The sequence below is a fragment of the Pseudomonas sp. NY15463 genome (assembly GCF_048068415.1).
GTDB lineage: Bacteria > Pseudomonadota > Gammaproteobacteria > Pseudomonadales > Pseudomonadaceae > Aquipseudomonas > Aquipseudomonas mosselii_C.
Genome location: NZ_JBLUQD010000010.1, coordinates 103,341 through 123,536, shown reverse-complemented (window position 1 = coordinate 123,536; position 20,196 = coordinate 103,341). Strand labels below are relative to the sequence as shown.

Here is a 20,196-nt window from a genome sequence, read left to right as displayed (position 1 = left end):
CGGCTCATGGACGATAGCCTGCACGCCGCCCGCCTGGGCGACCTGATCCTGCACCCACCGCTGATGGCCGAACTGGTCAGCACCCTGACCGAAGCGGTGGTGTATGCCGCCGCCACTGCGGCAGTCGCGGCAGCCATCGGCGGTGCCGTGGTGGCCGTGGTCGGCACCGGGGGCGCCGCGACGGTGCTGACGCCGCTGATTGCCGGCGCACTGGTGGGCGCCGCCGCCATGCTGCCCGGTGGCGAAGACAAGAGCATTGGCGAGCAGATCTCGGACTTCAGCAACTGGGTCGGCAATTCGATGTTCCCGCCGGAGCCTTACGGAGCCATCGAGACAGGCTCGGTCAACACCCATATCAACGGCCTGCCCGCCGCACGCGCAGCCGGCATCGTCACAGGCGCCAGCGCGCCGGAGGTCCCCGCCGAAGCGCCCTCGATCCTGGAGAACATCGGCAGCTACGCGATGCTGGGCGCATCGATGATGTTGCCGATCATCGGCCTGGCACAAGAGATCAACAGCATCTTCAACCCGCCGGTGACTACCCCGGCAGACCCCGGCACCCAGCCCGCCGAACTGGACACGGTCAAGTGCAGCAAGCACCCAACGCCCAACTTCGTCGCGCAGGGTTCGGACAAGGTGTTCATCAACGGCCACCCAGCAGCGCGGGTCGGCGACAAGAGCACCTGCGACGGGCCGATCGGCATGACCTTCTCGCCCAACGTGCGCATTGGTGGCGGTACGGTGACCGTGCGCGACATCCATGACGGTAAGAGCGCGGCGGCGAAAATCATCGGGATCGTGGCAGGGATGCTGCTGTCGCGGCGTATCAAGAGCCGTTCACGCCCACGTAACGCGCCCAGGCCCAAGACCCGCATTCCGCCGTGCAAAGGGCATCCTGTGCTGGTGGCCACCGGCAGCAAATTGCTCAACGGTTCTGAAGATCTGGATTTCAGCCTGCCCGGCCTGATTCCGCTCGACTGGCCGCGCCGTTACGACAGTACTGATGAGCGCACCGACGGCCTGCTGGGGATGGGCTGGAGCCTGCCCTATGAAACACGCATCGAACGGATAGCCCACCCAGAGGGCGGCAAGCTGTGGATTCTTGTCGACGAAGATGGCTGCCGCATCGAACTGGGCCGCATCGAGCCTGGAAACGCGCTGATCAGTACGTTGGATGGCGTGGCCATCTTCCACCAGGACCACGGCATCACCGTAGTCGAGGACATCTACAGCGGACAGTACCAAGTCTTCAAGACCGATCCGCTCGACGAAAACCGCTCGCGACTGGTGCAGTTGGGCGATCGCAACCTGAACCGCGTCGAGCTGCTGTACGACGACCACGGGCGATTGCATTACCTGGTGGACACCTTTGGCCGCACAGCCGTGCGGCTCGACCACGATAGCCTGCACACCCAGCGTGTCCAGGCGGTATGGCGACTGGACCTGCGTCCGGGCGACAGGTTCGAGGTCGCCAGCCAGCAATTGCTGGTCAGCTATGGCTACACCGGCGACGGGCAGCTTGCCCAGGTACACGATGCCAGCGGACAGTGCGTGCGTCGGTTCACTTACACCGAAGCGGGATACATGGCCAGCCAGGCCCTGGCCAACGGTGCGGTTCACCACTACGAGTGGGCCCGTTTCAGCGTGCCGCCTGACGGTATCGCCTCAGGTCTGTCGCTGCCGAATGATTTCCCCCCCTTGCTCGAAGAGCAGCCAATGCACCAGTGGCGCGTGATCCGCCACACCAGCGAGAGCGGCGAGCGCTACGACTTCGAATACGACCTGGCCCTGGGGCTGACCCACATCAGCGACAGCCTGGGCCGGAGAGAGTCATTCCAGTGGGACCTGCACTACACGTTGTACCGATACGTCGATGCCTTGGGCAATGAGTGGCAGGAAACCTTCCAGCAGGGGCAATTGATCGCCAGCATCGAGCCCGACGGCAGCCAATGGTCTTACACCTATGACGCTATCGGCCGCCTGATCGGTAGCAAAGACCCACTTGGACGCCTCGAAAGCATCCACTACGGCGAACACTGGGCGCTCCCCCTGAGTATCAGCTCGCCTGATGGCGCAACCTGGCGCATGCGCTACGACAGCCACGGCAACGTCCTCTGCGAAACCGATCCGCTGGGGGCGAACACCCAGTACCGCTACGACTCGCGTGGACAATTGCTGGCCATCACCGATGCCCACGGTCACGAACGCCAACTGAAGTGGAATGACCGCGGCCAACTGCTCAGCTACCAAGACTGCTCAGGCAACACCACGCACTACCGCTACACCGAGCGTGGCGAACTGGCCGAGGCGATCAATCCACGCGGCGAGCGCACGCGCCACCGCTACGATGTACGGGGCTACCTGATCGAAAGCCAGAGGCCAGACGGACGCAGCGATCACTTCGAAGTCAATGCCGGTGGGCAGTTGATTCGTCACCGCGACCCCGCCGAGCGCATCACCCAATGGAACTTCGACGCCAGTGGGCGCCTGCGCCAGCGTATCGACCCGATGGGCCAGACTATCGATCTGCACTACGACGCTTATGGTCGCCTGCTGGAACTGAGCAACGAAAACAACGAGTGCTATCGCTTTGAGTGGGATGCGCTGGACCGCGCGATAAGCCAGCAGAACCTCGATGGCAGCGGCCACACCTATGACTACGACGCGCGCGGTACGATCACCCGCGTTGTGCTGCATCCCGCCCCGGGACAAGCGCACGATACCGCAGCACAGATTCATCAGCTTGAGCATGACGCCGTAGGCCGCTTGCTACGCAAGCACACCGCAGACGGCACCACCGAGTTCTGCTACGACAACGCCGACAACCTTCTCGCGGTGACCTATACCGACACCTCGGGTAATGCCCAGCAACTGTCGTATAGCTACGACCTGAACGCACGCCTGCTGAGTGAAACCAGCGCTGCCGGAAAGCTGGCGTATGCCTACGATGAGCTGGGTAACCTGCAGCGTATGACCTTGCCCGACCAGCGTCAGGTCAACCTGCTTCGCTACGGCAGCGGCCATCTGCACCAGATCAACCTCGATGGGCGAGTCATCTGCGACTTCGAGCGCGACAGCCTGCACGAGGAGGTGCTGCGAACCCAGGGCCGACTGCAAACCCGTACCCGCTATGACCGCTGCGGTCGCCTGAGCCAGAAGGCCATTCATTACAGCGACGCCTCGAACGCCAGCTTGGCGTTGCTGCAAAAAGACTATCGCTACGACGCTGGCGACAATCTACTGAACGAAACCCACACCCAAACCCTGCGCCCCGGCAGCCAGCACCCGGCTGTGCTCGAACAGGTGCTCGGACGCTTCCATCAGGCAGGGCGCGGCAATAGCAGTCATCAAGACGTGGTGACGTACGACTATGGAGCAACGCCGCGCGTGCATGCCGTGACACGCATGTCGCCGCAACGAAACGCGCCGATCGTCGAGCTTTATGGGTATGACCGTGCCGGCAACCTGCTCGAAGGCTACCAGCCCAAGGGCCACGCGCGGCACAACCAGGTCACCGTCCACCAGAACAACCGCTACCGCTACGACGGCTTTGGGCGACTGGCCGAAAAGCGCAGCGCCAACGGCCTGCTGCAACGCTTCGAGTACGACGCCGAGCACCGTCTGGTACGCGTGCTGCAACAGCGCGGCAGCCTGCATGAGCGGGTCGAATTCAGCTATGACCCGCTCGGGCGACGTATCAGCAAATGCTTGTATCGCAATGGCCATCCTCAGCCCGTCAGTCGCACGCAGTTCCTCTGGCAGGGCCTGCGATTACTGCAGGAAGTCCAGGACGGCAAACCAAGCCTGTATGTCTACGCCGAGCCAGAACGCCACGAGCCACTGGCGCGAATCGACGGCATGCCCGGACAAGAAGTGCTGCACTTCTTCCACACCAACCTCGCCGGCCTGCCGGAGCAGCTAACCGACGAGAACGGCGACACTGTCTGGCACAGTGACTACCTGCTATGGGGCAAGAGCCGCGAGGAGTGGCACTGCCCTGGGCAGAACCGTCAACAGAACCTGCGCATGCAGGGACAGTACCTTGACCGCGAGACGGGCCTGCACTACAACACGTTCCGGTATTACGACCCCGATATCGGTCGGTTTACCCAACCGGACCCGCTGGGCCTGGAAGGCAGCCTCAACCTCTACGCCTACGCCCCCAATCCACTGTCATGGATCGACCCGCTGGGCCTGTCGGAGTGTTCGCTGCTCGACCGTATCATCCACGACGCCAACAAAGTAGCATCGCCAGGTGGCGAGATCACCGCGCGGCAAGCACAGATCCTGCGCGGCAACCTGCCCGTGGTGCAGCGCCGCAACGCGACGCAGAACCGCGTGGTGCGCAAGGAATTCGTAAAAACCGAAAAAGCGCTGATCAAACAGTGGGAAACCAATACCAACCGGTCTTGGCCGGACGGCGCCACGGCGCACCATGTCATCCCGCTGGAAAGCGGCGGCGCCAACAAGTGGTGGAACCTGATGCCGACTCACGGCACCCTACCCAACCACTCGTTACCCGGCATCCCTGGCCCGCATGCCGCCGGCGGGGTGCTCCGGACCACCATTCAGCAGGGCCGCAAGGCGTTGCCCCCTAAAACCATTACCGACTTGAGGCTCTAGCATGATCGACCTGGAAAAAACCCTTGCACAGATCGAGCAGGCAAGCTTCTTCAGCAAACTGGGCAACCCGGATATCAACGATCCTGGGCTGATTTTCATCGCCTCGGTCGAAGCAGTCTTCATCTCGCCCTGCGACCAAGACTTTCAGGGGTTGTATCAGGCGAGTAACTGGCTGCCCACTTCACTCGGCGAGGACGATCCGTGGTATCCGCGCCAGGACACGCCAAAAGCACTCAGCGAACAACGCATGGCGCTGAACAAGGCGGTGATGGCCGCCACGCGCAAAGTCGACAAGGCGCCGTTCATCTGCCGCCCCCACGACTTCAGCGAAGCGGCGCGAGGCGGCGCCGCTTACGCGTTTCGCCAGTACGCCACCGAACAGTATTTCAACCTGGGTGAGCACTGGCGCCAGGTCATCGAACTGTACCTGGCCGGGCACTGGCCAGTCGGTCATGCGCCCGGCAAGCTGATCGTCATCTAGACCACGCCCCGGAACCGATCTCCACGCGCCCCTCGCTGATGCGTACCGCCCATACTGGCAAGGCCTGCTGCGCATCCTCCAGGCAACGCCCGCTGTGCAGGCAAAAGTGCTGCTTGTACAACGGCGCTGCGACGACCGGCTCGCCTTGCAGGTTACCCACCAGACCGCGCCCGATGACATTCGCGCCCGAACGCGGATCGCGGTTGCCCACCGCGTACAGCTCGGGCCCCTGCCCCGGAAGATAGAACAACGCCACCTGCTGCCCGTCATGCCACACCACCACGCCAGAATCGGCCACCAGGTCGCTGACCTGACACACGGTTTGCCAGGCAGTTTGTTTCACTACACGCGCATTGGACTGGTTCATCACACAGCCTCCTCATGGGTTGGGATCAGGTGCAGCGGTACCGCAGGCCGGCGCTGGCCGCGCTCGCGGACGAAATGCACATCGGGATCGGCGCGCTGGTCGTTGACGAAGGTGCGGAAGCGCTTGAGTTTTTCCGGGTCGCTCAAGGCATTGGCCCATTCGCATTCGTACTGCTCGACCACGTGCTGCATCTGCGCCTCCAGCTCTGCGGCCAGGCCCAGGCTATCGTCGATCACCACCTGTTTGAGGTAATCCAACCCGCCTTCGAGATTCTCGCGCCACACCGAGGTACGTTGCAGCTTGTCGGCGGTGCGGATGTAGAACATCAGCACGCGGTCGATCAGGCGCACCAGGGTTTCATCGTCCAGGTCGGTGGCGAACAGCTCGGCATGGCGTGGGCGCATGCCGCCGTTGCCGCACACGTAGAGGTTCCAGCCCTTGTCGGTGGCGATCACGCCAATGTCCTTGCTCTGCGCCTCGGCGCACTCGCGGGTGCAGCCGGATACCGCGAACTTGAGCTTGTGCGGCGAGCGCAGGCCCTTGTAGCGGTCCTCCAGGCGCAGGGCCATGGCCACGCTGTCTTGTACGCCATAGCGGCACCAGGTACTGCCCACGCAGGATTTCACCGTGCGCGTCGACTTGCCATAGGCGTGCCCAGTCTCGAAGCCAGCAGCGATCAACTCACCCCAGATCAATGGCAACTCGTGCAGTTGGGCGCCGAACAGGTCGATACGCTGGCCACCGGTGATCTTGGTGTAAAGGTCGTACTTCTTCGCCACTTGGCCGATCACGATCAGCTTCTCGGGGGTGATTTCACCGCCGGGAATGCGTGGCACCACCGAGTAGGTGCCGTTTTTCTGCATGTTGGCCATGAACGTGTCGTTGGTGTCCTGCAACGGCACCAATGCCGGGTCCATGATCGGCTGGTTCCAGCACGAGGCAAGAATGTTGCCCACCGCAGGCTTGCAGATGTCGCAGCCTACATGGCCCTTGCCGTGGCGCTGGAGCAACTCGGAGAAGGTGCGGATGCCCTCCACCCGCACCAGCGCATAGAGTTCCTGGCGGGTATAGGCGAAGTGCTCGCACAGGCTCTTGTCCACGCTCACGCCGCGCGCGCTCAGCTCATGTTCGACCACCTGCTTGAGCAGCGCCGCACAACCGCCGCACCCACTGGCAGCCTTGGTGCAGGCCTTGACCGAGGCCAGATCGCCACAGCCGCCGTCGATGGCCGCACACACCGCGCCCTTGCTGACGTTGTGACACGAGCAGATGGTCGCGCTGTCGGGCAACGCATCGGCGCCCAGCGCTGGCGCGCCGGTGCCTTGTGGCAAGATCAGCGCAGCCGGGTCGGCGGGCAGCTTGATGCCGTTCTGGGCGTATTGCAGCAGGGTGTCGTAGTAGCTGTTATCGCCCACCAACACCGCGCCGAGCACATGCTTGCCGCTGGCATCCACCACCAGACGGCGGTAGCCGGCGCTGGCTTCGTCGATGAAGCGGTAACTGCGCGCGCCCGGCGTGGCAGCGTGCGCATCGCCAATCGAGCCTACATCCACGCCGAGCAGCTTGAGCTTGGTCGACATGTCCGCACCGGTGAAGGCCACAGGCGCCTCGCCCACCAGCAGCCCGGCGAGGTTGCGGGCCATGGCGTAGCCGGGGGCGACCAGGCCAAATACGCTACCGTTCCACGATGCGCACTCACCGATGGCGAAGATCTGCGGGTCGCTGGTGGTGCAATGGTTGTCGATCACCACCCCGCCACGCGCGGCGATTTCCAGACCGCAGGCGCGGCCCAGGGCATCTTGCGGGCGGATGCCGGCGGAAAACACCACTAGGTCAGTTTCCAGGTATTCACCGCCGTCGAAGTTCATACGGTAGCGGTAGTCTGAGCCCGTACTGATCGACTGGGTGGCGCGGGACAGGTGCACCCCCACGCCCAGCGCTTCGATCTGCGCCTTGAGCGCAGCGCCGCCTTCGGCATCCAACTGCACCGGCATCAAGCGCGGGGCGAACTCCACCACATGGGCTTCGAGCCCCAGCGACTTCAGCGCGTTGGCCGCTTCCAGTCCCAGCAGGCCACCGCCCACCACTACGCCGCGGCGCGCACTGCCAGCGGCGGCACGAATGGCATCGAGATCGTCGAGGGTGCGGTAGACCAGGCGGGCGTCGCCGGCCGAACCTTCGATCGGAGGCACGAACGGGTAGGAGCCGGTGGCCAGCACCAATTGGTCGTAGGCATAGCGGCCTTGCTCGGTGACCACCTCGCGGCGTTCGCGGTCGATCTGCATCACCGCCTCGCCCAAGTGCAGGTGCACACCGTTATCGCCATAGAACCCTTGTTCGCACAGGGCCAGGGTTTCAGCGCAGCTGCCAGTGAAGTACTCGGACAGGTGCACACGGTCGTAGGCGCGCTGGCGCTCCTCACCGAATACATGCAGCTCGAAGCGCCCCAGGGCGCCTCGTGCCACCAGTTGTTCGACGAAGTGGTGACCGACCATGCCGTTGCCGACGATGACCAGTCGCCCCCGTGGTGTGCCGTTCGCTGTTGCCTTCATAGCCGATCCTCGATCACGGAAAACAAAAAGGCGCCTGGAGCCGAAGCTCCAGGCGCCTTTGCCTGTACTCATCAGTGTGAGGCCCCTGGGCGATCGCCGTTGATCGATGGGGCTGTTGTAGCTGGGGTGAAGCAGGGAGTGTGCCAATTGCCCCATAAAGCGCTATCGGTGTTGGTTTCTTCGCGGGTAACCCGCTCCTGCAGGGCCTGCACAGCACCTGTGGAAGCGGGGTTACCCGCGAAGAAGCCAACGTGCATTCAAGGCAAAACGCACAACCTCGGTGCACGTCTCACCAATCCAGAGCACTCAATACACGTCGCGCCGATAGCGCATGTTCCTGCGCAGCCCCTCCACGTAGGCCGCCGCCGCATCGGCATCCAACGCCCCGTGCTCGGCGACCAGTTGGTGCAGCGCGGCATCGACATCCCGGGCCATACGCTGGGCGTCGCCACACACATACACATAGGCGCCCGCCTGCAACCACTGCCACAGCTCGGCGCCGTACTCCAGCAAACGCTGCTGCACGTAGACCTTCTCGGCCTGATCGCGGGAGAACGCCGTACTCAGGCGCAGGTGCCCAGTGGCTTCCCAGGCCTGCAACTGCTCGCGGTAGTAAAAGTCGCACGCCGCCTGCTGCTCACCGAAAAACAGCCAATTGCGCCCGCTGGCCCCGCGCACCTGGCGTTCTTCGAGAAAGCCGCGAAACGGCGCGATACCGGTGCCAGGGCCAATCATGATGATCGGCGTGGCATCGTCCTCAGGCAGTTGGAAATGCCGCGACGGCTGCGCGAAGATGGCCACTGCGCTGCCCTCGGCGCGGTCGGCGAGAAACGTCGAGCACACGCCCTTGCGTTGGCCATGGCGTACGGTGGACATGGTCAGGTGCACTTGGCCAGGGTGGGCGGCGGGGCTGGAGCTGATGGAGTACAGCCGTGGCTGCAGAGGCGGCAGCAACGTCAGCCAGCTGGCCAGCGGTAATCGTTGGGGAAAGGCGTGCAGTACGTCGGCCAGTTGCCGCCCCCACAGCCAGGCCTTGAGTTCGGCCTTGGCCTCTGGTTGCAGCAGCCGACGCAGCTCGGCGTGGTCCTGGCTAAGGGATGCCAGTTGCGCCATGTTCACCTGGGCAATGTCCAGGTGACGCTCCAGCGCGGTCGCCAGGGGCATCGGCGCGTGCCCCTTGAGTTCGACTTCAACGTGACCATCGAAGCCCATCAACCCCAGCAGCTCTTCGACCAGCGCCGGGCAGTTGCGCGGCCACACCCCCAGGGCATCGCCGGGCCTGTAGGTAAAACCACTGTCGCCAAGGTCGAACACCAACTGGCGGGTTTCCTTGTTGGAGCCGGGGCCATTGAGCAGGCGGTTTTCCACCAGCGGCGCCAGCAGCGGCTGGCGCTTGCTGAAAGCCGCACCCGGCGCTGACGTATCGGCGGCAGGTAGCGCGGTGCCCAGCTGCTTCGACAACTTCTCCAGCCAGCCGGCGAAGGCCTCGTCGAAGTCAGGCTCACAATCGACCCGCTCCAGCAGACGACGGGCACCCAGCGCGTCAAGGCGCTGATCGAGCTTGCGCCCAAAACCACAGAACTGGTCGTAGCTCGAATCCCCCAATGCCAGCACGGCGTAGGGCAACGCCGCGCAGTGACTCCCCTGCTCGCCTTGCAACGCTTGCCAGAACGCCGCGCCACTGTCGGGGGCATCGCCATCGCCGAACGTACTGGCGATCAACAGCACGCTGGCGGCTCCCTGCAACTGCGCAGGCGCAACCTCCTCCATGCTGCTGAGTTCGACGTTCAAGCCAGTGGCGCGCAGGTGTTCGGCGCAACGCTCGGCCAAGGCTTGGCCGTTGCCCGTCTGGGAGGCCCACAGGATGCGATGGACAGGCGTTGCCGTGGCCGCCAGGGTGGTACTGCTCGGCTGTGCGAACAGGCCAGCCAGCAGGCCATCGACGAACAGTCGTCGGCTCGGCGCCAGCGGTGCGCTGGCCGGCAGGCTCGGCACCCCCTCGGCACGCGCCTGGCCCAAGCCGAGTAGAAAGCCCTGCAGGTAGTGGCGCTCCTCTTCGGCCAGCACCGGTACCGGTAGTGTATCCAGGCCAAGCAAACGGGACAGGGTGGAGGTCGGCATAGCGGCAGGCTCCGTGGCGGGGGGCAGTTCAAGGGTTTCGATACGCTCGCCGGCAACCCGCTCCAAGGCCACCGCGCAATGCTTGAAGGCCGGTTGCAGCGACGTCGGGTCGACCGCATCGCAGGTCAGCGCATTGATCGCCAACTGCTCGCCGTACAGGTCGTTCCAGTGAAACGGCGCGAAGCAGTTACCCGCCTGCACGCGGTCGCTGAGCCGAGCGGGCAGCACGGCCTGGCCACGGCGCGAACGGATCGCCACCTGATCCTTGTCAACGATCCCCAGGCGTTTAGCGTCTTCGGGGTGTATCTCGACAAAGGGCCCCGGTTCGAGCTTGTTCAGGCTGGGCACCTTGCCGGTCTTGGTCAGGGTGTGCCACTGGTGCTGCACACGGCCAGTGTTGAGCACGAAGGGGAACGCCTCGTCTGGCAGTTCCGCAGGCGCCAGCCAGGGCCGGGCGAAAAACCGCGCCTTACCGCTTTGGGTAGGGAACGCCAGGGCGGGTACGTGGCCGTCGGCGTCACGCCACAATGTCTGGCTAACCCCGTCGTTGTGGTAGCGCAGCGGGCTGCGCTGATCCTCGCGCCCAGGTGCGCAGGGCCACTGGCGTGGCTGTTCGCGCAAGCCGGCATAGTCGATGCCGCGCAGGTCGTAGCCCGTGGCCGGGTTCCAGAAGCGCCGGATCTCATCGAACACCGCTTGCGCGTCGGGGTAGTCGAACGCTGCCTCATAGCCCATGGCACAGGCGATCTGAGCGATGATCCGCCAGTCCTCCAGGCTCTCGCCGGGAGGATCGACGGCCCGTGGCATAAGGGTCAGGTTGCGCTCGCTGTTGATCATCACGCCCTCGCCTTCGGCCCACAGTGCGGCGGGCAGGAGGATATCGGCATACCGGTTGGTCTCGCTATCAAGGAAGGCGTCCTGGCAAATCACCAGTTGTGCCTGGCGCAGGCCATCGATCACCTGCTGGCGATTGGCAACGCTAGCCACCGGATTGCTGCAGATGATCCAGCAGGCTTTGACCTCGCCGCTGTTGAGCTGCTCGAACAGCGCCACGGTGCCCTCGCCGGCTTCGCTGCGCAGGCTGCCGGCTGGCAATTGCCACTGTTGCTCGACGAAGGCGCGATCAGCCGCCACCTGCGCCGAACGCTGGCCCGGCAACCCCGCCCCCATGTAGCCCATTTCACGCCCGCCCATGGCGTTGGGCTGACCGGTCAGCGAGAACGGCCCGCTGCCTGGGCGGCAAATCGCCCCGGTGGCCAGGTGCAGGTTGCACAGCGCATTACTGTGCCAGGTGCCGTGGATACTCTGGTTCAGGCCCATGGTCCAGCAGCTCATCCATTCCCCGGCCTCGCCAATCAGGCGTGCGGCCTCGCGGATGGCGGCCGGCGTCAACCCAGTGATGGCGGCGACCCGCTCGGGGGTGTAGTCGGCCAGGAACGCCGGCAGGTCTTCCCAGCCTTCGGTGTGCCGGGCGATGAAACCAGGGTCGGTGTGACCGTTGGCATGCAGCAGGTGCAACAGGCCATTGAGCAACGCCAGGTCCGAGCCGGGGCGCAGTTGCAGGAACAGGTCGGCCTTGTCGGCGGTGGCGCTGCGCCGCGGGTCGACGACGATCAGCTTGGCGCCCGCCTTGAGGCGATCGAGCAGACGCAGGAACAGGATCGGGTGGCAATCAGCCATGTTCGCACCAATCACCAGGAACACCTCGGCGCGCTCGAAATCCTGGTAGCTGCCCGGCGGGCCATCGGCGCCCAACGACTGCTTGTAGCCACTGCCAGCACTGGCCATGCACAAGCGCGAGTTGGACTCGATGTGGCGGGTGCGGATAAAGCCCTTGGCCAGTTTGTTGGCCAAGTACTGCGCCTCCAACGACATCTGCCCGGACACGTACAGCGCCACGGCATCGGGGCCATGGGTGTCGATGATCGTCCGCAGTCGATGTGCCGACTCGGCAATGGCCGCCTGCACGGCACAACGCACCGGCGGTTGCTCGCGCTCGCGGCGCACGAAGGCCTGCGCCATGCGCCCGCTGTCCAGTGGCACGTGGGCGGTCAGGCCCTTGGTGCAGAGCCGCCCACGATTGCTCGGGTGCTGCTTGTCACCGCTGACCTTCACCACCTTGCCGTCGCGTACGCTCATCACGATGCCGCACCCCACCCCGCAATACGGGCAAACGCTGCGCACCTGGCTGTTGCTCATCGGCGATCTCCTGCAGATGAAAAACGACGAAGGCGCCGGCCACCCTGCCTGCATGCGCAAGCGGGGCAACACGGCGCCTTCGTCGTGATAGGAAGCGGCCATCGACGTTGATGGCCTGTATGCAGTCGTGCCAGCAAAACCTGGGCCAGTTCGGCGTCGCCCACCTCTCTGGGCGCAACGCCGTGATAGCAAGGTGTTCGGCGAGCTGCGATGCACCGAGACGGTGAGCCGCGCACCAACGGGTGGCACGCACGAGGATGACGAAGATATGCTTCGCATACGTTTCATATCATCGGATGGATTGCACCATGGGCATCGTCAAGATCTGCGACGACCTCCACGAAGACCTGCGCATCGCCAGCAGCGCCCTGTCGCGCTCGATCAACGCCCAGGCAGAGCACTGGATTCGCATCGGCATGCTGGCCGAACTGCATCCGCAAGCCACCTACCAGGAACTGCTACGTCAGTTGCTGCGCCAGGAACAGGCCAACCTCAAGGCGTACCTGCAATGAGCCAGGTGATACTCAAGAACGCTGCGCAACTGGCCCTGATGCGCCACGCCGGACACTTGCTGGCCCAGGTGTTCGAGCATCTGGATGGGTTCATCCGCCCCGGCGTGACCACCCTGCAGATCAACGACCGCGCCGAGGCGTTCATCGTCGATCAGCTCAAGGCTCGACCGGCCAGCAAGGGCCAGTACGGCTTTCCATATGCCCTGAACACCTCGGTGGACCATGTCGTCTGCCACGGCATGCCCAAGGCCGACGAGGTGCTGCGCGAGGGTTCGATCGTGAATGTCGATATCACCCTGGAACAGGGCGGCTACATTGCAGATTCATCGAAGATGTACGCCATCGGACACATCAGCGACGAGGCCCGGCGACTGGTGGATACCACCTATGAAGCCTTGTGCAAGGGCATCGCACAGGTGCGGCCGGGGGCCACGCTGGGAGATATCGGCCACGCGATCCAAGTGCATGCCGAAGCCGCTGGCTACAGCGTGGTACGCGAATACTGCGGGCATGGCATCGGGCAGCAGATGCACGAGGCGCCCGAGGTGTTGCACTACGGCCATCCGGGTATGGGGCTGCGGCTGCAAGCGGGGATGGTGTTCACCATCGAGCCAATGATTAACCAAGGCGGGCGTGGCACCCGGGGGTTGCGCGATGGCTGGACGGTGATCACCCGTGATCGCAGCCTGTCGGCGCAGTGGGAGCATACCGTGGCGGTCACCGAGCAGGGCTATGAGGTGCTGACACGGCGCCAGGAAGAGCGCCAGCTGTGGTGACAGCTTCCTTGCTTTACAATGCCCCGCCAGATCACCGGGCCCGAGGGAACACTGTTCATGGACGACACCGCGCAAAACTGGCTACATGCACTGTCCGCGCCGATGGCCGCGCTGAACGGCGCCAGCTATACCGCGCCTGACTTCTACGAAGGCGAAGACCATGCCGACCTCGAGCGCTGGTGGGGCATCACCACCCGCGCCCAACTGCTGGACACCCTGGGCATGGCCGACACCGGCCATGCCACCGAGCTGAGCGCAGCTTACTGGCAGTACCAGCGTCTTCTCCCCAGCCAGTGGCAAGCCCTGCTCGAGAGCCTGACGCCGCACCAACGCGTCCTGCATGAATACGCTGCGCGCACTTTCCCCGACTGCGGCCCGGGCGGCACCCGCGCCTGGGACCTGGGACGCATGAGCTACCTGCTGCGTACCGGGTTCAAGAAGGGCTTGATCACCCGCGAAGAAAGCCTCTACCTGCATTACCGCCTGGCCCTGCGCGCCCGCCACTACTACAACAGTTGGGACCGCTACCTGGCCGGTTACCTGTTCGGCAAGGCTCTGTGGAACCTGGGTAGCGAAGACACGCCGGGGCTGGCCGCCGACCTCGAACGACAGGGCAGCGATCACTGGAACCGCTGCATCATGCTCAACCTGCATCATGGCGCCCGCGAGCTGCTCATGGATCTGGCGTGGGACCTGTATCTACCTGAACCACCCCGCCCTGCCACGCTGGAAGAGGAATGCTGGTCATGAGTTGCTGGATTCGCCTGGGGATCGAGCCGACCCAGGACCTGGACGCTATTCGCCTGGCCTACCGTGGCCGCCTGCCAGCGCATCACCCCGAGACCGACCCGGAAGGTTTCCAGGCCCTGCGCGAGGCCTACGAACAAGCCCTGCGTCTGGCCCGCGAGCATGACCTGGCCAGCGCCAGCCAAGAGCAGCCGGCAGCAGACACCCCGCACCCTGCCCTGCTGCGCTTCTACCAATTGCTCGAAGCACCAGCCCTGCGCTTCGACCCGCAGGCCTGGCAGCGCTATATCCTCGAACTCGACGAGTTGCCCCTGGACGAGCTGGATCAGCTCAGCGGCCAGTTGCTGCATTGCCTGCACGACTGCGGGCCGCTGTCGCATCAATGCGCACGCTTGCTGGCCGAGCGCCTGGCCTGGGCCGACCAGTTGCTGCGCATGGACAATCCGCAAGCGGCCGAAGCCCTGCTCGAACGCCTGCAACAACCTGACCCGTTCGACACCGGGCTGATGCGCGACTGGCCAGCTATCGCACAAATGGAAACCCTTTGGTTCTTCCGCAGCCTGGAATACAGCTTCCACCAGCGCCCGCTGTTCGAGTACCAAGCGTTCGCCAACGTGCACACCTGCCTTGCGATTCCCGATGACCCGGCGCTGATCCAACGCGTGCTGGTGCAGTGCTGCCACGCCGGCGTTGCAAGCCCGACCTTCCATGCACAGTTGCTGGAACGCCAGGCGCAAGGCGAGGACACCCAGGACTTGCTCTACCTGCTGGCCCGCCAGGCCACACTGCTGGGCGCTGAGCAGGATGCACTGGCGCTCTGGCTGCGCCTGCACCAGGAACACCAGCACCCGCACGCCGAGCGCTGGCTGATCGACCTCTGCACACGCCAGCAGCCCCAGCGCCTGCCGCTGTTGATCCAGTCGCTGGACTGCCTGACGTCCCCCGCCAGTTGGCCAGACGATCTGGCCGATCCGGCCCAGGCCTGGGGCAGCCCGGGCCAGTCAGCGCAAACCTTGGCACGTTGGGCCGAAGCCGGACGTCACCCGCTGGAGGGCATCGCCCGCGTGTTCATCGAATGGCGCCTAGATGGCGACGATGAGCTGCCGTTACTCGCCTGGCTGCTCCAGGAGCAGGCAGACCACGACCTGCACCGGCTGTACTGGTACGCCTGGGCACTGCAACGCGGCGACACCGGGCTGCTGCACCTGATCCTGGCGCAGCAGCCCGGCGCGGGCCCGCTCGACGCGCTGATCCTCACCGGCTTCCAGCGTCAGGCGGCGCAACAACTGCATTGGCTGGAACACTCACCGGTGGCCCGGGCGCTGACGCACTACTGCGCCAACCTCGAGCCCGACACCCCGCTGCCAGCCGGCCTGCTCGCAGACCCTATCCGCCCACTGTGCCGCGAGTGGCTGCGGCGCATGCGCCAATACTCGGCCCAGGCCATCTACGCGCTCAACCAGCATTTCGACATGCAGCGTATGTTCACCACGCCGTTCACCCTGACCTTGCAAGGGCATATGGCTGAGGCAGGCCTGGTGCTGCCGCCGATGGCTTCCGGCGAAGCGCTGTGGGAGTGGCACCGCCAGCAGTTGTTCATGCTGGCCGCGCTCGACCAGCCAACACGCTGGCAAGCGATGATCGATCCGGCCCTGACCGAACAATTGCGCTACCCCGACGATCACCCGTTCGCTGCGACCCACGCGCTGCTACTGCGCCATCCGAACGGCGGCCTGCTGGGTAGCCTGGACCGCCAGGATCCGATGCAGACGTTCCTCGCCGCGCGCCTGTCGACTCTGCCGCGCGCCCTGGAGAGCGAACGCCTGCCTGACGCCGCGCAACTGTTTGATTGCCTGGACAACGATGACGGCAGCCTGCTCGAACATCACCCACTGGGCTATCTTCTGTTCTGCCTGACGCTGTACCACTGCCGCGCCCTGGGCGAGCAACAGCGCGCCGAACTGGGCGAGCGTCTGGCAGCAGTGAGCCTGCCTGGAGCTTGGTTCGAGCCCTGGCGCCAAGGGCTGATGGAGGGAAAAACCCGCCACCTGCCGGCCAAGGTGCTGAACGAACTGGGCCTGGAAAGCCGCCCGGTCAATGACTTGCTCGATGCCCTGGACCATCTGCTCAACCACGCCAGGCCACCCAAGACCCGAGCCCTGCGCGCCCTGCAGAAGGTCAAGGACGACCCGAACCAGGACCCCGGCCTGCGCTGCGCGATCATGGCGGTTTTGGGCTGGACCGAACGCATGCTGCTCAACGAACTGCAGCAGGCTCCAGCGCCGGCCTGGGCGTTCTGGACACTCAACAGCCGCCTGAACCGCACCGGCTTCGCCCTGCACCTGCTGGCTGCGGTTGGCTGCGTGAGCCTGTCCACCCAGTTACCGGCACTCAACGTGGTGATGGCCATACTGGTGATCAGCGGTGCGCTACGCCGGCTACGCGATTTCGGCCAGGGTGTGCCAACACTTGCGCTGCTGTTGGTGCTCAGCCGCGTCTTGCCAGCGGTGCCGTTGTTCCTGCTGGGCATGCCCGGTGACAAGCTGCCCAACCGTTATGGCCCGGTGCCAGGCCAAGGGGAAGCGCTCGAAGGTGGCCTGCAGGCCACCTTGCGCCGGTTCGATAATCAGTAGCGCAACTCGTCGAGCGCCTGGCTCAAGGCCTTGCGCTCACGCTCGATAGCGCTGGGCTGCTGCGCGGCAAGTATCTGGTTGAAGGCATCCATCCAGCTGGCGATCAGTGCACGCTCATCGCCCAGGCTCTGCATCCAGGCGCGCTCCAGGCGGGCCAGCAGGGTGCGGTTGGGCAGGCTGTCGCGCGGGTGGATCTTCAAGGTCGCCAGACGCGCCTGGCTGGCCTGGCGCGCCTCGGCATCCAGCCCGGTGGGGCTGCGGTCGATGCTGTGGCTATGCTTGCGGCCACTTTCGATGAAGGTCACGTCCACTTCGAGCAAGCCATTGATGTCGTAGCTGAAGCGCACATCCAGCGACTGGATCTCACCGGTCGGCTGCAACGGGACCTCGAAGCTGTCGACCAGAATATTGTCACGCACCCAAGGCCGTTCGCCCTGGTACACCGCGATACGGACCACCTTCTGCTCGGGATGGGCACTGTAGAAGCGCTGCACCTTGGAGGTGGGAATGATGGTATTGCGCTCGATGATCGGTGTGAATGCTCCGCTGACGTCCTCGCCACGGGACGATGCAATACCTAGGGTGTAGGGGCACACGTCGGTCAGGATCAGTTCGTCGATGGCCGCGTCACGGGCCTTGCAAGCCGCCTGGCTGGCCGCGCCGAGGGCGACCAGGGTATCCGGGTCCAGGTGCCGGTACGGCAGGCGACCGAACAGCTTGGCCACCAGTTGCTGCACCTGTGGCATGCGCGTGGCACCGCCCACCAGCACCAGGCTATCCAGCTCGCGCGGGCTCAGCCGGGCATCGCGCAGGGCCTGCTCGATAGGCGCGCGCACCCGCGCCAGCAAAGGCGCGAAGATCGTCTGCAAGGTGATTTCGTCGACCTGCCATTCACGCACCTGGCCAGCGCCGCTCCAACTCAGCGTGCCACCGCCCTCGCCCGCGTCGCGCTTGAGCTGCTCGATGGCATCGTACAGGCTGGCCAGGGCCTGGGGGGCGAGGTCTTCGGGCTTGAGCTGCCAGTCGCGCAAACAGGCCTGCAACAGGGCGTCGGTGAAATCCTCGCCGCCCAGGTAGTTATCGCCCGTGGAAGCATGCACCTCGATCAACGGCAGGGCGTATTCCAGGACCGTGACGTCGAAAGTGCCACCGCCCAGGTCGAACACCAAGGTGCGCTCGAACTTCTGCTCGTGCAGGCCGTAGGCCATGGCCGCAGCAGTGGGTTCGTTGATCAGGCGCTGCACCTTGAGGCCGGCGAGTTCGGCGGCGAACAGCGTGCGCTTGCGCTGCTCGTCGCTAAAATAGGCCGGCACCGAGATCACTGCCTCGTTCACCGGGCAGCCCAGGTACGCTTCGGCATCCTGCTTCAGGGCTCCGAGCACCAGGGCCGACAGCTCCTCGGGGGTGAAGCGCTGCTCGCCCAGAGTGAAATGCTTATCGCTGCCCATGAAGCGTTTGAACGCCGCCGCCGTATGCTGCGGGTGGGTGGTCAGGCGGGCGCGAGCGGCTTGGCCGACCAGCACGCTGCCGTCGCTGTCGACGCTGACCACCGACGGGGTCAGCACCTCGCCCATGGCATTCGGGATCAGGCGCGCGGCACCGTCCTGCCAGACGGCGATGAGGCTGTTGGTGGTGCCCAGGTCGATACCCAACAGTGGCATGGCGGGCGTTGCGGGGGGAGAGAGGCTGGCATCCTGCATGGTCGGTCTCTTGCTTGCGAAAAGACCCGGCGCATGACCTGCTGGCCGAATGCGGCGGGCAGGGCATTCTGACGCAATGCTGGAAACAAAAAAAGCGACCCTAAGGTCGCTTTTCTTGTAACTTCCGGGTGTTCAGTGGGCCCTGGAAGTTGAATATGGCGCGGCGGACGGGACTCGAACCCGCGACCCCCGGCGTGACAGGCCGGTATTCTAACCGACTGAACTACCGCCGCGCTATACATCGAGTGGTGGGTGATGACGGGATCGAACCGCCGACCCTCTGCTTGTAAGGCAGATGCTCTCCCGGCTGAGCTAATCACCCTTCGTCTCGGTGTGGCGCGCATTCTACGGAGGACCCTCTACCCTGGCAAGCACTTTTTCCAAATTTTTTTGAATATTTTTCAAGGACCTAGCTCGCCGCAGTTTTTCTTCCTTATAGGCAGGCTACTGGCCCTCTGACAGGGTTGGCCTGGAAGCACCGCTCGGAGAATAATGCCCGCCTTATGTATTAAGGAGAGATTCCCCCTCATGTGGTTCAAGAACCTGCTGACCTATCGCCTGACCCAGGATGTTCCATTCGAGCCTGAAGCACTGGAAGCCGCCCTGGCCAGCAAGCCGGCCCGCCCCTGCGCCAGCCAGGAACTGACCACCTACGGTTTCGTCGCCCCGTTCGGCAAGGGCGAAGACGCCCCGCTGGTGCACGTCAGCGGTGAATTCCTGCTGATCGCTGCGCGTAAAGAGGAGCGCATCCTGCCCAGCAGCGTGGTCAACGATGCGGTCAAGGAGAAGGTCGAGGAAATCGAGACCGAGCAGATGCGCAAGGTCTACAAGAAGGAACGCGACCAGATCAAGGACGAGATCATCCAGGCCTTCCTGCCGCGTGCGTTCATCCGCCGTTCGATGATCTTCGCCGCCATCGCCCCGCGTCAGGGACTGGTGCTGGTCAACTCGGCCAGCGCCAAGCGTGCCGAAGACCTGCTCTCCACCCTGCGTGAAGTGATGGGTTCGCTGCCGGTGCGCCCGGTCAGCGTGAAGATCGCACCGGTCGCGACCATGACCGATTGGGTCAAGTCGCAAAGCCCTGCCCCGGACTTCTTCGTACTCGACGAATGCGAGCTGCGTGACACTGCCGAAGACGGCGGCATCGTGCGTTGCAAGCGTCAGGACCTGACTGCCGAGGAAATCCAGCTGCACCTGAGCACCGGCAAGGTGGTCACGCAATTGGCCCTGGCCTGGCAGGACAAGCTGTCGTTCGTGCTGGACGACAAGACGGTGATCAAGCGCCTGAAGTTCGAGGAACTGCTACAGGAGCAGGCCGAGCAGGATGGCGGCGACGAGGCCGCGCAGCAATTCGATGCCAGCTTCCAGCTGATGATGATGACCTTCCGCGAATTCCTCCCGGCGCTGTTCGAGGCGCTGGGTGGCGAGGACATTCCGCAAGGCGTCTGAGCATAGCTGCAAGCTGCAAGCTGCAAGCTGCAAGCT

At 64.4% G+C, this 20,196-nt stretch carries 11 protein-coding genes and 2 tRNA genes; 7 read left to right on the top strand and 6 right to left on the bottom strand.

The window, feature by feature from the left end; translation table 11 throughout:
• The first annotated feature begins 6 nt into the window (after positions 1–6).
• Together ACNFIC_RS22715 and ACNFIC_RS22710 are read left to right on the top strand one after the other, a co-directional pair.
• Positions 7–4,623, top strand: a complete 4,617-nt coding sequence (locus ACNFIC_RS22715) for an RHS repeat-associated core domain-containing protein (RefSeq protein ID WP_416782108.1) — start codon at positions 7–9, stop codon at positions 4,621–4,623.
• Between the two features lies 1 nt (position 4,624).
• Positions 4,625–5,104, top strand: a complete 480-nt coding sequence (locus tag ACNFIC_RS22710) for a hypothetical protein (protein ID WP_138219590.1) — start codon at positions 4,625–4,627, stop codon at positions 5,102–5,104.
• Here ACNFIC_RS22710 and nirD read toward each other — a convergent pair.
• From nirD to ACNFIC_RS22695, 3 genes are all read right to left on the bottom strand, one after another.
• Entirely contained in the window at positions 5,097–5,471 is a 375-nt protein-coding gene (gene nirD, locus ACNFIC_RS22705; protein ID WP_138219591.1) for a nitrite reductase small subunit NirD, read from the bottom strand. The two genes, ACNFIC_RS22710 and nirD, sit on opposite strands and share 8 nt — an antisense overlap.
• Positions 5,471–8,023 (bottom strand): nitrite reductase large subunit NirB, encoded by a 2,553-nt coding sequence (gene nirB / locus ACNFIC_RS22700; RefSeq protein ID WP_416782107.1) that lies wholly within the window; start codon positions 8,021–8,023, stop codon positions 5,471–5,473. Before nirB ends, nirD begins: the two co-directional genes overlap by 1 nt.
• A gap of 306 nt (positions 8,024–8,329) precedes the next feature.
• Positions 8,330–12,343 carry a molybdopterin-dependent oxidoreductase gene (locus ACNFIC_RS22695; RefSeq protein ID WP_416782106.1) on the bottom strand — a complete coding sequence of 1,338 codons (4,014 nt, stop codon included), beginning with the start codon at positions 12,341–12,343 and terminating at the stop codon, positions 8,330–8,332.
• 308 nt (positions 12,344–12,651) lie between these two features.
• On the opposite strand from ACNFIC_RS22695, the gene ACNFIC_RS22690 reads away from it, so the two are divergent.
• The 4 genes from ACNFIC_RS22690 to ACNFIC_RS22675 are packed head-to-tail and all read left to right on the top strand — an operon-like array spanning position 12,652 to position 17,011.
• On the top strand, positions 12,652–12,855 hold the full coding sequence (locus ACNFIC_RS22690) for a ParD-like family protein (RefSeq protein WP_138219594.1): 204 nt from the start codon (positions 12,652–12,654) through the stop codon (positions 12,853–12,855).
• Positions 12,852–13,631, top strand: a complete 780-nt coding sequence (gene map / locus ACNFIC_RS22685) for a type I methionyl aminopeptidase (RefSeq protein WP_416782105.1) — start codon at positions 12,852–12,854, stop codon at positions 13,629–13,631. The genes ACNFIC_RS22690 and map overlap by 4 nt, the downstream gene beginning before the upstream one ends.
• 57 nt (positions 13,632–13,688) lie before the next feature.
• Positions 13,689–14,381, top strand: a complete 693-nt coding sequence (locus ACNFIC_RS22680) for a DUF1266 domain-containing protein (protein WP_416782104.1) — start codon at positions 13,689–13,691, stop codon at positions 14,379–14,381.
• Entirely contained in the window at positions 14,378–17,011 is a 2,634-nt protein-coding gene (locus ACNFIC_RS22675) for a molecular chaperone DnaJ (RefSeq protein ID WP_416782103.1), read from the top strand. Before ACNFIC_RS22680 ends, ACNFIC_RS22675 begins: the two co-directional genes overlap by 4 nt.
• Here the strand turns inward: ACNFIC_RS22675 and ACNFIC_RS22670 are convergent.
• From ACNFIC_RS22670 to ACNFIC_RS22660, 3 genes are all read right to left on the bottom strand, one after another.
• Entirely contained in the window at positions 17,005–18,711 is a 1,707-nt protein-coding gene (locus tag ACNFIC_RS22670) for an Hsp70 family protein (RefSeq protein WP_416782102.1), read from the bottom strand. The genes ACNFIC_RS22675 and ACNFIC_RS22670 overlap by 7 nt on opposite strands.
• Before the next feature lie 156 nt (positions 18,712–18,867).
• Positions 18,868–18,944 (bottom strand) — tRNA-Asp (locus tag ACNFIC_RS22665).
• Positions 18,945–18,957: 13 nt separating this feature from the next.
• Positions 18,958–19,033, bottom strand: a tRNA-Val gene (locus tag ACNFIC_RS22660).
• A gap of 206 nt (positions 19,034–19,239) precedes the next feature.
• Here ACNFIC_RS22660 and rdgC point away from each other — a divergent pair.
• Positions 19,240–20,160, top strand: coding sequence for a recombination-associated protein RdgC (gene rdgC / locus ACNFIC_RS22655; protein WP_138219599.1), 921 nt, complete (start codon positions 19,240–19,242; stop codon positions 20,158–20,160).
• Positions 20,161–20,196: the final 36 nt, after the last annotated feature.